This window comes from Mycobacterium sp. 1081908.1 (genome assembly GCF_001673535.1).
GTDB lineage: Bacteria > Actinomycetota > Actinomycetes > Mycobacteriales > Mycobacteriaceae > Mycobacterium.
The window spans coordinates 32,507-46,013 of record NZ_LZLY01000034.1 but is presented as its reverse complement, the minus strand read 5'-3'; the positions used below and the strand labels follow the sequence as shown (position 1 = coordinate 46,013).

Below are 13,507 nucleotides of genomic sequence, written 5' to 3'. Positions count from 1 at the left end.
GCTACTGCTCGCCCGGGTAAGGCACCGCGCTGATGACCGCGCCGCCGTTGAGCGGCGGTCCCAGCAGAACGTTGGTGGTGCCGGCGGCGGGGTCGTACTCGAGCAGCGACTCGGCGGGTCCGCAACCGGCGACCGTGGCTTTGAGGTCGAGGTTCCCGCCGTGGACGCCGATCACATAGATGCTGTGACTCGGATCGACGTTGGGCACCGCAACCTTGGACACCGTGCCGTCGGGGTTGAGCTTGCCGAGGTGGATGGCGCCGCATCCGCCCGCGTACTGGACATAGGTGCCGGCCGGCAGTTGCCATGCGCTGATGTCGCCGGTGTCGTGCGACGCCGGGTCCGTTATCGGCGCGGTGAGCGCGGTCGGTGCCGAACCGTCGATGGGGACCAGCCAGAGCCGTCCGCGCTGGTTTGCGGCACTGCAGTTGGCGAGGACGGTTTTCGCGCCGGCGTCCCACCATCGCACCGGTGAGCAGCTTCCTTCCGTCGACGACAGCTCCTTGCCGACTGTTCCGTCGTTGCCCATCAGAGCAAGGCCGGAGGCGGTACCCAGCACCAGCTGCGTGCCGTCCGGGGTTGAGAGGTACTGACCGTTGAAGGCGCTCGGGAGCTTGTCGGTCGGATAGGTCAGCTGCGGATTGCCGGCCAGGTCGACCCGCATCAGTTTTTTGTCCACTGTCAGCAGCAGCGCCTTGCCGTCGGGGCGGGTGAAGCGAGGGGCGACAGACGAGCCGTCAACGGTGAACGTGGTGCGGGTGCCGTTGTGCAGGTCGAGCTCGGTGATCACCGTCGATTTTCCGGGGCCCGCGGAGGCCCAAAGGGCGTGGCTGCCGTCGCCCGACCACTCGACCCCGTGGGGTCCAGCCTTCGGCGGGAAGGTGGTGATCGCGTAGCGACCGCCCGCCGGGTCGACGAGGTACAGGGTGACGGGGACCGTGTCGGGCGCCGGCGAGCCCGGAGGCGGCGGCACACCGGGAGGCACGCTCACGGCCGGGCTCCACGTCGCGAGCATCCAGCCCGGACCGACTTGCGACCAGGGCACGTCGCCGATCGATTTCTCGACGCCATGAGCCGCCATCTCTGCGGCCGCGGTTGGCATGGATGTCGTGGGGTTGCCCGGGTGCGATGCGGTCGCATCGTTCGACGAGCACCCAGCCGCCAGAACCGCGGCCAGCGCGACGAGGCCGGCGCGCCAGCGCCGTGCGGTGGAGTGGCGCGAACTCGTGATCATTTCGGTTCCTTTCCCGCGAGCGGTAAGTGGCAATTGCGGCAACGATGTCGCTGATACCTTGCGTGATTCTTGCTTGGTTCTTGTGCGGGTCGCCGCGAGGTGGGGAACCTCAGCCCTGAGGCTCCGCGGCCGACAACCGCGCGTCGACGCCTCCCTCGACGATGTCGCGGACACTCTTGGCCTATGCCGCCTTGTCCGAACTATGTCCGATTGCCGGACCAACTGAATAAGTCAGCCCGGTTCAAATATCGGGATTCAGCCCTTCCCGCTGGGCGGTGCCGGCGCTGGGCCGGGCGGGGGCTTCTCGGTGGGCGCGTACTCGGATTCGCTTGTCATCTCGCTCCCCGGATTCAGCTCCTCAAGTTTTCTTTCTGACTCGCGGTCCGGATTTGGATTATCGAACCGTCCAGCGGTCCCGAAACGATAGGTGATTATGGGATATTCAGTGCCCACATCGTTTGGATTATTGAGCCAGGTGGTCAGTTCCACGGCTGGATGATTAGCGATCAATTTCTCGATGAAATTGCGTGGGGCGATGTCGAATTCTCGACAGAAATAGTGGGTATTCGAACCTTGCAACGGCTGCGCCTGTCGTACCTCTGATGCAAATTGTGTGAAATCCGCATATGCCGAAGTGTGTTTGTCGGTGCACGATCGAATATCTTCGATCCTTCGGTCGGTGAGGGTTATAGCGGCGGCGGATAAGCGAACCAGCGAAACCTTTCCGGAGTCTATATCCACGTCTCTTTGAAAGACATCCGTCTCGCCCGGAACCAAAAAATCAGACTGAAGAGTGGTGACGTAAACTAGTTGGCTACCTGTGGGTGGAGTGGGCGTGAAGAAGCCAGTTATAGTCGGATTTACGCGGAAATCCAGGTCCAGTGAATTTCCCGAGGGATCTATGCCTCGCGCCAGCCTGCACCAGCCTTCGTCCCGGTCTGGCGTTTCCGCGCACTTATTCCAGTAGATTTTCGTGTCTAGGTCTTTCGGGTCTTTCGAGTATGCAGTCACCCTCATCAGCGAATTCGCGATGTTAACCCGCGTGGAACCGCGATTATGAATTGTGACCTTTGCCGACAAATGGACGATCGACCCGGACCAGCCCTGTGGCGAGAGCTCGGTCGTTATATCGACGAGGGGCAATGAGGTTGAAGGCATGTAGTAGTTTTGCAGCCAGAACTGAAGAAGTCCGGCGAGCGGAAAGAGTGCGGTTACAACTACCGCGGGCTTTGTCCATTCGAATCTGGACTTTGGCGCCAGAAGTAGAAGCCATAGGAAAGAGGCGCCAGCGACCAATCCCGCAGTTGCCATCACATACCAGTTTCTTATCGCGCTTCGCTGGTCGACGACGATTATGTATCCTGCGAGAAAAAGCACGAACATTTGAGCGATGAAAGCGTCTCTTGCCCAGGTTGGAGCCGCCCGTCGAACGGAATTGAAAGCCCAACCGTTCGCGACACCTATTGCGAGCTGAATAGTGGCTGCCAGCGTTGCGAAGATGGTCAGGGGCATCGAGAATTCACCGACGGCAAGCGCGAGCGCCCCTAGACAGTCCACCGCCAGTGTGAGCAGCAGGCAGATGCGAAGAATCTTCGAGAGGCGCCCAGCTCGTGTGGACGATTCGTCGTTACCGATTTCAGGCCGCTTGAGCCCAAGTCTGCTCGAACCCTGGGCGTAACCCCTCATCACTTCCCCTCTCAAGGACCGAGCGTTAGGGATGGCGTGCTTCAAGGCCAGATCCGGTCGCAGTGCACAAGTGGATGGAGCCGGACCAAGCGGTATGAAGCGATTGGGTGGACGAACCGATTGTGTGCGGGCGATCGCCTGCTCAGCATGCGTAATTTGGTACTCCATTTGGAGTCTGTGATCGAGCCTGATGGCGCGGCCCGCGACTCCGGGCGGCATGCTCGGCGATGCGGTAGTGTCCTGACCGACCGAGCATGGAACTTGCGTTCCGCGTGAGTGCGGCTCGGGCGTGTCGACTTCGGCGGTGGCGGCAGGGAGGAGATGGCGGGTGTATCGACTCTTCAAGAAGGTGTGGATCCCGCTACTTCTGGTCGTCGTCGTCGCGCTCGGTTCGTATGTCGTGCTGCGGGTCCGCGCCAGTTTCGGTGCCACCGCGCACGCCTCCAGCCACGACGCGAACGCCGACGATACGAAACCGTTCAACCCGAAACACATCACCTACGAGGTCACTTCGCCATCGGCGGGCAGTGTCAGCGCCAACTACCTCGACGAGAACGGGCAACCCCATCTCGTCGAACACGCCCCGCTGCCGTGGTCGTACACGATCGTGACGACCCTGCCGTCGATGTCGGCCAACATCGTCGCCCAAGGTGACAAAGGCGTCCGCAACATCCGATGTCGGGTCGTCGTCGACGGCCAAGTCCGCGACGAACGCACCATCGACGAATACGAGCCGTTCATCTACTGCCTGGTGAAATCCGTATGAGTAGCGAGCCTGGCTCCCGCTCCCGCATCGCCCGCACGATCCGCGTCCTGGCGGTGCCGATCATCCTGCTCTGGCTGCTTGTCGCGCTCGGCACCACGCTGTTCACGCCCGCGCTTGGCGACGTCGCGGGCAGGCACTCGGTGCCCATGACTCCGCGGGACGCGACCGCGTTCAAAGACATGATGAACATCGGCCACAAGTTCCAGGAGTTCGACACCGACTCCACGGCGATGGTCGTGTTGGAAGGCGACGACAAGCTCGGCGACAGCGCGCACGAGTTCTACAACAAGATCGTCGCCAAGCTCAAGGCCAGCAAGCATGTCCAGTTCCTCCAGGATTTCTGGAGTGACCCGCTGACCGCCGCCGGGTCCCAGAGTCCGGACGGTAAAGCCGCCTACGTGCAGGTCTTCCTGGACGGCGCGCAGGGCACCACCCCCGCCCACAAGTCGGTCGCCGAGGTCCGCAAGATCGTCAAAAGCGTCCCGCCGCCGCCGGGGGTCAAGGCCTACGTGGCCGGCAACACCGCGCTCAATACCGACACGCTGATCGCCGCGCACAACAGCATGGAACTGATGACGATGGTCACGATCGGCGTCATCTTCGTGATGCTGCTGATCATCTATCGCTCGCTGAAGAACGCGATCCTGGCGTTGATCCTGGTCCGCTTCGAGCTCTATGCCGCGGAAGGCATCGTTGCGACCGCCGGGAATCTGGACATCATCGGTCTGACGCCGTACGCCGTCAGCATGGTCACGATGCTGACCATCGCCACGGGAACCGACTATTTCATCTTCCTGTTGGGTCGCTATCACGAAGCCCGATCCCGTGGCGAGGATCGAGAGCAGGCGTACTACAGCGCCTACAACGGCGTGGTGCACGTCATCCTGGGGTCGGGTCTGACGATCGTGGGCGCCTGCCTGTGCCTGACCGCGACCAAGCTTCCGTACTTCCAGACGATGGGCATCCCGTGCGCCATCGCCCTGGTGGTGACGATGCTGGCGGGCCTGACGCTGGCTCCCGCAGTGCTCGTGGTCGGGTCCAGGTTCGGTTTCTTCGATCCGAAACGTCAAGTGTCGGAACGAGGTTGGCGCAAAGTCGGCACGATGGTGACGAGGTGGCCGATACCCATCATCGTGGTGGCGTCCTTTGTCGCGGTGATCGGTTTCGTCAGCCTGACGACCTATGTCCCGACTTACAACGACAGGAAGTTCACCCCGCCGGACATCGCGGCGAACGTCGCGCAGACGGCGGCCGAGCGGCACTTCAGCCCGGCGCGCATGAATCCGGAATTACTGATGGTCGAAGCCGACCACGATCTGCGCGATCCGGCGGACATGCTGATCATCGACAGAATCGCCAAGACCGTCTTCCATGAACGCGGCATCGGGCGGGTCCAGACCATCACCCGCCCGCTGGGCGCGCCGATCGAGCACAGTTCGATCCCCTTCGTGATCGCCATGAACAGCTCCAGCACCCTGCAAACCGCGAAGTTCATGAACGACAGCATGGCGTCGATGCTCGAGCAGGCCGACGAGATGGGCAGAACGATCAGCGTCATGCAGCACATGTATGGCGTCATGCAGCAGATGACCGCCACGACCCACAGCATGGATGGCCGGACGCACGACCTGGTGAACACCACCAACGAGCTGCGGGACCGCATCGCGGACTTCGACGACTTCTTCAGGCCCATTCGCAGCTATTTCTATTGGGAGAGGCACTGTTTCGACATCCCCATGTGCTGGTCGCTGCGCTCAATCTTCGATGCGCTCGACGGCATCGACGAGATTTCCGACAAATTCGCCGGCCTCACAGTCGATTTCGACGCCCTGGACCGGTTGATGCCACAGCTGCTCGCCGACTTTCCCAAGACCATCGAGTCGATGCAAAGAATGCGCGACTTCATGCTGTCCACGCACAGCTCCATGGCGGGCATCCAGCGGCATATGCAGGAGAACGCAGAAGGCTCGACGATGATGGGGAACTACTTCGACGAAGCCAAGAACGACGACAGCTTCTATCTTCCGCCCGAAGTCTTCAAAAACCCCGACTTCAAGCGCGGTTTGAAAATGTTCGTCTCGCCCGACGGTAAGGCGGTCCGGTTCATCATCACCCACCAGGGCGACCCCGCCTCGGTGGACGGGATCCGGCACGTGAAGGGCGTCAAGCAGGCGGTTGCCGACGCGGTCAAGGGAACCCCCTTGGAGTCTGCCAAGGTGTCGCTGGCCGGCACCGCCTCGATGTACAGCGACATGCAGGACGGCGTGAAGATCGACCTGACGATCGCCGGCATCGCGACGCTGATCCTGATCTTCTCGATCATGCTGCTGATCACCCGGAGCCTGGTGGCGTCCCTGGTGATCGTCGGCACCGTGCTCGCGTCGTTGGGCACCGCGTGCGGTCTGTCCGTGCTGCTCTGGCAGGACATCCTCGGGGTGGGGCTGCAATGGATCGTGCTACCGCTGACGGTGATCATCCTGCTGGCCGTCGGGTCCGACTACAACCTGCTGCTGGTCTCTCGCTTGAAGGAAGAAATCCCGGCCGGCCTCAACACCGGCATCATCCGGGGCATGGGAGCCTCCGGCCGGGTGGTCACCGCGGCCGGCCTGATATTCGCGGCGACCATGGCGTCGATGATCGTCAGCGACCTGGTGGTGATCGGGCAGTTCGGCACCGCGATCGGGTTGGGTCTGCTCGTCGACACGTTTATCGTGCGGGCGTTCATGACGCCGGCGATCGCCGCCGCGCTGGGCCGCTGGTTCTGGTGGCCGCTGGACACCTTCGCCATGAGGAAGAGGCAGGCCCCTGAGCCGGAGCCGGAGGGTGACACCGCGCCCGTCCCGCAACTGACGGGGGTGTGACGCAGCAATGGAGTCGAAGCTTCGCCAGCGCACGGAGGGCCGCCTGGACCGGTCCCGCGATCCCGCGATCCTCAACGCCGCGCTGGCCGCGCTGACCGAGAACGGCTACGACGCCACGAACATGGACGACATCGCCGCGCGCGCCGGCGTCGGCAAGGCCGCGATTTATCGGCGGTGGTCATCGAAGGCGGCGTTGATGACCGACGTTCTCGTCTATTGGCGGCCCGATCTGTGCACCGATGAGGTCCCCGATGCCGGCAGTTTGGCCGGCGACATGGACGCGGTCGTCGAGCGAGCGGCGCGCAATGACAGCGAGTTGATCACCAACGACCTGGTGCTCCGCGTCGCCCTGGAAGCCACCCACGATCCCCAGCTCGCGGAAGCCCTCGGTGACCTCCTGCTGCTAAAGGGCAGGCGCATCATGACGACCATCCTGACCCGCGCCGCGGCCCGCGGTGAGATCGCCGCCGACCGCGACTGGTCCCTGGTCGCCGACGTGCTTACCGCGATGAGCCTTTTCCGAGTGCTCAACGGACAAACCGTTGACGCGGGTTTCTTCCGGCAGGTCATCGACACCCTCGTGCTGCCCGCGCTGTCCGGCTAGCCCTGTTTGAACCCGGCGACGGCGCCGGCCGTGATCACGGTATGGACGCTTCCGGGGCGGCCAACGACGGTCGCGCAACGGTGACCGTCGACCGGCACGGCGTCATCCGTCAGTGGGGTGATGCGGTCACGGACGTCGTGGGTCATTCGGCCGCCGACGCGCTGGGCCACAGCCTCGACGTGGTGATCCCGCCCGTCCTTCGGCCCGTGCATTGGTGGGGCTTCGATTACGCGATGAAGAGCGGCCGATTGAACCGCAAAATCTTCAAGGTCCCGGCCCTGCGCAAGGACGGCCGCATCGTCGTCGCCCACGCGACCATCGGCTTGATACCCGGAAAGGGCCGCGGCGCGGACGGCGCCGTGGTCACCTTCGTCGGCGTCGGCGCCCCATGGCGGGGCAGGGCCTGGGAAGCCGCCCTCGCGCCGATCAACCTCGCGCGCCGGGTCTGGCGCGGGGCCCGATCGCGGTAGGCGCCCGAAATTTGTGCCGCGGCCGGTGAACCATCCGGCGCCCGACCGCGTGCCTAGGTTATGACCGCCCGACAGCCCGGGGCGGAGGCCGTCCCGGATGCACTGTGGTCGCCGGCGCTAGCGCGTGGGTTGATCCGCGACGATTTCATGCGCTCGATGCACTACTGCGACGGGTTCACCGATTTGCTGGGCGCCGGCTTCCCGATCCGGCCAAGCCTCGCGCAGCGATTCATGCACAGCCCCACGGTCGCGGCGCTGTACGAGCGGTTCTGGCGTCCCATCATGGTCGCGATCATGCGGTTGCACGGAATTTCGATCGACGCCGAGCGGCAAAAGGCTTCCGATGCACTGCATCTGGGCGGCGAGCAGCGCGTGCTCGACGTGGCCTGCGGCCCGGGCAATTTCACCGGCTTCTTCGCCGACCAGCTCAGCGGGGACGGGTTCGTCATCGGGTTGGACAATTCCGTCGCGATGATGGAGCGCGCCGTCCGCGACAACAGCGCCGCCCGCGCGGTCTACATGCGCGCCGACGCGCTCAGCCTGCCCTTCAACGACTGCACCTTCGATGTCGTGTGCTGCTTTGCCGCGCTGCATCTCGTCCAGGAACCGATCCGCATGCTCCAAGAGATGATCCGGGTACTTTCGCCCGGTGGGCGGATCGCCGTGATGACGACCTATGGCCGCGAATCCTTGCTGATACGCAAGGGTCTCGAGTTCGGTGCCGAAATGTGCGGGGTGCGCGTGTTCGACCGCACCACGGTTCCGGGCTTCTTCGCGGCGGCCGGACTGACGGACATCGACCAGCAGCTGCACGGAATCTCTCAATTCGTCATGGCGCGGCGGCCCGAGCGGGAAAGCGACGCCTGGCTCACCCGATCGACGAGGTGGCGGGCGCGGGGCAGGGCGATTGGCTCCTAGGCCGGCTGTGCGCGGCGGGGTCCGGCTACGTGGGGTCAGCAAGACCTACGGCGAGGGCGCGGCGGCGGTATCCGCGCTGAGCGACGTCGATCTCGATCTCCGTGCCGGTGAATTCGTCGCGATCCTCGGTCCGAGCGGGTCGGGCAAGACGACGCTGCTCAATATCATCGGCGGCATCGAAACGGCGGATTGCGGCACGATAACCGTCGCCGGACAGGATATTTCGGCGCGCCGGCCGCGGGACCTGGGTGCCTTCCGCCGCGAACACGTCGGCTTCGTGTTCCAGTTCTTCAACCTGATTTCCTCCCTCACCGCCCACGAAAACGTGCAGGTGGTGATGGAACTCACCGGCCGGGGCGACCGAGGTCGCGTTCCGGAGCTTCTTGCCGCGGTGGGCCTGTCGGATCGTGCCGCGCATTTCCCGGCTCAGCTGTCGGGCGGTGAGCAGCAACGGGTTTCGATCGCCCGGGCGCTGGCGACCGACCCGGACTTGTTGTTGGCCGATGAACCGGCTGGTGCGCTGGATGTGGCGACCGGGCGTCGCGTGCTGCAGCTGCTGCAGCAGACCAGCCGCGCTAGTGGATGCGGCGTCATCATGGTGACGCACAACGAGGCCACGGCCGACGTGGCCGATCACGTGGTGCGGATGCGCGATGGCGCGATCGTGTCGACGGAACGCAACTCCTCGCCGGCCGACGCCGCGACCATTCGGTGGTGACGCGCCACGATGAGCTCCGCACTGCACAAGAAGGCCCGGCGCGACTTGCGGCGGCGGCTGCCGCAGGTCGCCGCGATCGGCGCGACGGTCATGCTCGGGGTGCTGCTGTTCGTCGCCAGCTACGACTCCTTCCGCAACGTGCAGGCGTCCTACGACCGGACCTACGCCAGAACGCATTTCGCCGATCTGACGGTGACGGGCGGCGACGCGGAGGCCATGGCCTCGGCGGTGCGTAACGCCGCCGGCGTCGCCCGCATCGCGATCCGCACCCAGGCCGACCGTCCGCTCGCCATCGGCGGCACCAAACTCGTCGGCCGGGTCGTGGGAATCCCGCCGGGAAACGCAATCAACGAGATCGACGCCGTCTCCGGGGGACTGCCCGATCCCGAGCGCTCCGACCAGGTGGCCGTCGAGCGGCACACCGCCGACACCTTCGGCCTCACCCCGGGCAAAAGCCTGCGGGTGTTCGACGGCACGGGATGGCGCGACGTGATCGTCTCCGGAGTCGTGCGGTCTCCCGAATACCTCTGGCCCGCGCGAAACCGCCAGGACATCCTCGGTGATCCCCATGCGTTCGCCGTGGTGTTCGCGCCCGAATCCCTTTCCCGGACGCTGTCGGCGCGCGCGACGCCCAATCAGGTACTTCTCGAAATGGCCGGTGGCGCCACCCAATCCGATCGCGACCGGATCACCGGTCTGCTGCGTTCCGCCGGCGCCGCGGACGTCGAGGACCGCGGCGACCAACCGTCCAACGCCGCACTCCGGCAAAATTTCAACGGATTCCGCGGGATGGCGATCGGGTTCCCCGCGTTGTTCCTGAGCGCCGCGGCGATCGCCGAGTACCTGCTGCTCACCCGCATCATCCACACGGAGCGACCGGTGATCGGCACCCTGCTCGCGCTGGGCGCGCGGCGTCGCGTGGTGGTGCAGCACTACGCGTGGTACGGGGCGATCGTCGCGACCGTCGCGGCGCTGGCGGGGGTCCTGGTCGGGGGAGTGGCCACGTCGGCTTACACGAAGGCCTACGCGTCGCTGTTGCGGCTTCCGGACACCGTCATCGAGCACCGAATCCCCACCGCCGTCATCGGTTTCGCGCTCGGACTGGTCACCGGGGTGATCGCGGGACTGATGCCCGCGATCGGGGCCGCCCGGACCGCGCCCGCCGAGGCGATGCGCGGCGACGGGGTCCGCGAGATCCGCATCGGTCGGTTGATCCGGGTCTCCGCGCGGTGGACACGACTGCCCGTCGTGTTCCGGATGGCGTTGCGTTCCCTGACCCGCAGCCGGCGCCGCACCGCGGCCACCATGGTCGGCGGTGTGCTTGCGCTGGTCCTGATCCTCGCCTCGGCCTCGATGCTGACCAGCGTGCGCGCGATGGTCGATGTCGAGTTCGGCCAGGTGCAGCGCCAGGATGCCACCGTGCTCGTCGCGCCGGGGGCGAAGGATGTTGGAGACAAGTTGAATTCGATCCCCGGCGTCGCGGTCGTCGAGCCGGCGACCATGGCGCGGGTCGCCGTCGTCGCCAACGGCCACACCTACCCGACCTCGCTCACCGGGCTCCAACCGGCGACGGTCATGCACGGATTCCGCAACCCGAACGGCACCTTCCGGACGCTGCCGGCCGACGGCGTTCTCGCCGGCGCGGCCCTCGCGAACCGGCTTGGTGTGCGCGTCGGCGACGACCTGTCCGTCGTGCCCGCCGCCGGACCCGCCCGGACGGTGCGGCTCGCCGGCCTCGTCGACGAACCGTTGGGCACCGCCGTGTACGCCACCAACGACACCGCCCGAGCCCTCACGGACGCCGAACCCGCTGGGTACCTGCTCCGCTTCGACAACGGAGCGGACCGCGACCGGGTCCGCGCCGGTGCCACGGCGCTCGCCGGCGTGGCCGCCTACACGGACAATCGCGCGGTCGAAAAGCAGTTGCGCAGCTACCTGGTCATCTTCTGGGCGTTCGCCGGCACCGCCCTGGTGCTGGGTGCCCTGCTCGCGTTCACGGTCATCTACGTCACGATGACGATCAACCTGGCCGAGCGGACGAGCGAACTCGCCACACTGCGGGCGACCGGCGCACCGATCCGCCGGCTCACCGCCACCGTGGCCATCGAGAACCTCGCCGCGACACTGCTTGCCGTGCCGATCGGCCTGGCGGCCGGCGTAGCAGCGGGGTGGCTGTTCCTGCGCTCGTTCAACAACGACCTGTTCAGCCTGCACCTGTCCGTCGGCGCGACGGTGCTGGTCCTCGCGACCGCCGCCGTGACGGCGGCCGCCGCGGTCTCACAGCTACCGGCGGCCAGACTGATCAAACGCATCGACGTGGCAAGAGTTGTCCGGGAGCGCTCGCAGTAAATTCGCGCTCAGCACCCACGAATGGGCGCGCAGGACCCGGTCCCATTCGAGCTTGAACCACGGTGTGAATGTCTCAGGGGCGCAGATCATTTCGGTCTGTAGCTCTTGCGGCGCCACGTAGCGCCACGCCATGATCTCGTCCGCGTTGGCGCGCGGCCGATCGGCGCTCCATCCGCCGTAGACCCAGCAGAGCTCGTGTTCGCCGCCGAGCGCGTCGTACTGCGTCTGGTACTCGAACTTGAAGAGAAACCCCAATTCCGCCGTCATGCCCAGTTCCTCGCGCAGGCGACGGGCGATGGCGCTGTCCATCCGCTCGCCCGGGCGGGGGTGCGAGCAGCAGGTGTTGGACCAGTAGCCCGGCCACAGGCGTTTGCCCGGCGCGCGCTGCTGCACGAGCAATTCGCCGTCGGGATTGAACACGAACAGCGAGAACGCGCGGTGCAGCACTCCGCTGCCCATATGCGCGTCGGCCTTTGCGAGGTGGCCGATTTCGCGGTCGTGGCTGTCCACCAGGACCAGCCGCTCGTCGTCGTTCACCGCGACGCCTCCCTCTCTTCAACGGCCCAGGAGCGTCGGTAGCCCCAATGCCGAATCCACCGCCAGCGCCACAAACACCGAGGACAGGTAGTTGTTGCAGCGGCGGAACAACCGAAGCGGTTGGACCGGCCGGCCGTTACGTGCCCGGACGTGAAGCTGATAGGCCATGGCAAGAAGCCACGACGCGGCGAGCAACGCCACCGCGGCGTAGAGCCAGCCGGTGGCCAGCGCGAGCACCAGGGTCGCCGAGACCGTCAGACCGACGTATCCGAAAATCCTTGTGGCGACGTGACGTTCGCTCGCCACGGCCGGCAGCATCGGCAGCCCCGCGGCGCGGCAGTCCTCGGTGCGCCGCATGGCCAGGGCCCAACTGTGCGGCGGGGTCCAGAAAAAGATGATCGCGAACATCGCCACGGCCGGCCACCCGATGCCGCCGGTGACGGCCGACCAGCCGATCAGCACCGGCATGCCGTTGGCGGCGCCGCCCCAAACGACGTTTTGCGAGGTGCGCCGCTTGATCAACCGCGTGTAGACCACCACGTAGAACACGATCGTTGCCACCGCCAGCAGACCGGAGAACACGTTGGCCGTCAAGCACAACCAGACGAACGCGCCCGCGCTCAGCGCCAACCCGAACGTCAGCGCACGGTCGGTCGATATCGCGCCGCGCGCCAGCGGCCGGCTGGCCGTGCGTTTCATCAGCTTGTCGATGTCGGCGTCGGCGACGCAATTGAGCGTGTTGGCGCCCGCCGTCATGAGTATCAAGCCCGTGAGCGTGTTGATGATCGGCACCGGGGCCACCACGCCGCGGTCGGCGAGCAGCATTGCGGGAATCGCGCCGACCACGAGATGGATGGACCGCGGTTTGGTCAGGGCCGCGTAGTCGGACAGCGTGGTGCGGACTCGATCGCGCCTCGAAACGACTCCCCGCTCAGAAATGCTCACGCTGGCATCCCCCAATGCTTCGCGATATTAGGAACACGAATGGCGAGCAAATAGCGTTCAATGGGCACCGAGAGGACCAGACCGAGAAGGACGGTGGACGATGGCAGCCAACCAAGAGGGCATCGGCGTGCTGAAACTCGAATGCCCGCACCGGCATCCCGTGGGCCGGATCCTCAAGGAGGCCCCGCACCAGTCGGTCATGTACGACCCCGGCGCAATGGCCGGAGAACGCCGATTCTGGCCGAACGAAGAGGACCAGCCGCAGTTCAAGACGCACTGCCGCTTCTGCGACAAACCGGTGGGCGAGGCCGCGACCACGCTGCAGACCCAACTGGCCAACCTGGTCGGCGACGCGTCGCAGACCATCGGAACCGTCACGATGCAGTACGTCTAGGGAGCGTTACAGTCTTGGGGCGCGA

Annotated in this window: 12 protein-coding genes; 8 read left to right on the top strand and 4 right to left on the bottom strand. The window is 65.5% G+C overall.

Going from position 1 to position 13,507, the window contains the following annotated elements; translation table 11 throughout:
- Position 1: 1 nt before the first annotated feature.
- Together A5655_RS05490 and A5655_RS27695 are read right to left on the bottom strand one after the other, a co-directional pair.
- The gene (locus tag A5655_RS05490) at positions 2 to 1,234 is read right to left on the bottom strand and encodes a hypothetical protein (RefSeq protein WP_067006415.1); all 1,233 of its coding nucleotides are present in this window, start codon (positions 1,232 to 1,234) and stop codon (positions 2 to 4) included.
- Positions 1,235 to 1,489: 255 nt separating this feature from the next.
- Positions 1,490 to 2,920 (bottom strand): hypothetical protein, encoded by a 1,431-nt coding sequence (locus tag A5655_RS27695; RefSeq protein ID WP_156764707.1) that lies wholly within the window; start codon positions 2,918 to 2,920, stop codon positions 1,490 to 1,492.
- A gap of 328 nt (positions 2,921 to 3,248) precedes the next feature.
- On the opposite strand from A5655_RS27695, the gene A5655_RS05485 reads away from it, so the two are divergent.
- From A5655_RS05485 to A5655_RS05455, 7 genes are read left to right on the top strand one after another with little or no spacing between them, the layout of a single operon-like run.
- Positions 3,249 to 3,686 (top strand): MmpS family transport accessory protein, encoded by a 438-nt coding sequence (locus tag A5655_RS05485; RefSeq protein WP_156764706.1) that lies wholly within the window; start codon positions 3,249 to 3,251, stop codon positions 3,684 to 3,686.
- On the top strand, positions 3,683 to 6,547 hold the full coding sequence (locus tag A5655_RS05480) for an RND family transporter (protein WP_082978494.1): 2,865 nt from the start codon (positions 3,683 to 3,685) through the stop codon (positions 6,545 to 6,547). Before A5655_RS05485 ends, A5655_RS05480 begins: the two co-directional genes overlap by 4 nt.
- A gap of 7 nt (positions 6,548 to 6,554) precedes the next feature.
- A complete protein-coding gene (locus A5655_RS05475) occupies positions 6,555 to 7,151 on the top strand; it encodes a TetR/AcrR family transcriptional regulator (protein ID WP_067006412.1) in 597 nt (198 codons plus the stop codon).
- 41 nt (positions 7,152 to 7,192) lie between these two features.
- Positions 7,193 to 7,621, top strand: coding sequence for a PAS domain S-box protein (locus tag A5655_RS05470; protein WP_067006409.1), 429 nt, complete (start codon positions 7,193 to 7,195; stop codon positions 7,619 to 7,621).
- Between the two features lie 60 nt (positions 7,622 to 7,681).
- Positions 7,682 to 8,539 (top strand): class I SAM-dependent methyltransferase, encoded by an 858-nt coding sequence (locus tag A5655_RS05465; RefSeq protein WP_231999076.1) that lies wholly within the window; start codon positions 7,682 to 7,684, stop codon positions 8,537 to 8,539.
- A gap of 7 nt (positions 8,540 to 8,546) precedes the next feature.
- The gene (locus tag A5655_RS05460; protein ID WP_231999075.1) at positions 8,547 to 9,257 is read left to right on the top strand and encodes an ABC transporter ATP-binding protein; all 711 of its coding nucleotides are present in this window, start codon (positions 8,547 to 8,549) and stop codon (positions 9,255 to 9,257) included.
- A 9-nt stretch (positions 9,258 to 9,266) separates the two neighbouring features.
- Positions 9,267 to 11,606 carry an ABC transporter permease gene (locus A5655_RS05455; protein ID WP_067006400.1) on the top strand — a complete coding sequence of 780 codons (2,340 nt, stop codon included), beginning with the start codon at positions 9,267 to 9,269 and terminating at the stop codon, positions 11,604 to 11,606.
- Here the strand turns inward: A5655_RS05455 and idi are convergent.
- Both idi and A5655_RS05445 read right to left on the bottom strand, forming a co-directional pair.
- The gene (gene idi, locus A5655_RS05450; RefSeq protein WP_082978493.1) at positions 11,541 to 12,143 is read right to left on the bottom strand and encodes an isopentenyl-diphosphate Delta-isomerase; all 603 of its coding nucleotides are present in this window, start codon (positions 12,141 to 12,143) and stop codon (positions 11,541 to 11,543) included. The two genes, A5655_RS05455 and idi, sit on opposite strands and share 66 nt — an antisense overlap.
- An 18-nt stretch (positions 12,144 to 12,161) precedes the next feature.
- The gene (locus A5655_RS05445) at positions 12,162 to 13,088 is read right to left on the bottom strand and encodes a heme o synthase (RefSeq protein WP_082978492.1); all 927 of its coding nucleotides are present in this window, start codon (positions 13,086 to 13,088) and stop codon (positions 12,162 to 12,164) included.
- A gap of 100 nt (positions 13,089 to 13,188) precedes the next feature.
- Between A5655_RS05445 and A5655_RS05440 the strand changes: the two genes are divergently transcribed.
- Positions 13,189 to 13,482 carry a hypothetical protein gene (locus A5655_RS05440; protein ID WP_067006397.1) on the top strand — a complete coding sequence of 98 codons (294 nt, stop codon included), beginning with the start codon at positions 13,189 to 13,191 and terminating at the stop codon, positions 13,480 to 13,482.
- The last annotated feature ends 25 nt before the right edge of the window (positions 13,483 to 13,507 follow it).

Coding starts and splice junctions, on each gene's coding strand:
- A5655_RS05490 (WP_067006415.1), bottom strand. CDS start 1,234: ATGATCACGAGTTCGCGCCACTCCACCGCACGGCGCTGGCGCGCCGGC.
- A5655_RS27695 (WP_156764707.1), bottom strand. CDS start 2,920: ATGAGGGGTTACGCCCAGGGTTCGAGCAGACTTGGGCTCAAGCGGCCT.
- A5655_RS05480 (WP_082978494.1), top strand. CDS start 3,683: ATGAGTAGCGAGCCTGGCTCCCGCTCCCGCATCGCCCGCACGATCCGC.
- A5655_RS05475 (WP_067006412.1), top strand. CDS start 6,555: ATGGAGTCGAAGCTTCGCCAGCGCACGGAGGGCCGCCTGGACCGGTCC.
- A5655_RS05470 (WP_067006409.1), top strand. CDS start 7,193: ATGGACGCTTCCGGGGCGGCCAACGACGGTCGCGCAACGGTGACCGTC.
- A5655_RS05465 (WP_231999076.1), top strand. CDS start 7,682: ATGACCGCCCGACAGCCCGGGGCGGAGGCCGTCCCGGATGCACTGTGG.
- A5655_RS05455 (WP_067006400.1), top strand. CDS start 9,267: ATGAGCTCCGCACTGCACAAGAAGGCCCGGCGCGACTTGCGGCGGCGG.
- A5655_RS05440 (WP_067006397.1), top strand. CDS start 13,189: ATGGCAGCCAACCAAGAGGGCATCGGCGTGCTGAAACTCGAATGCCCG.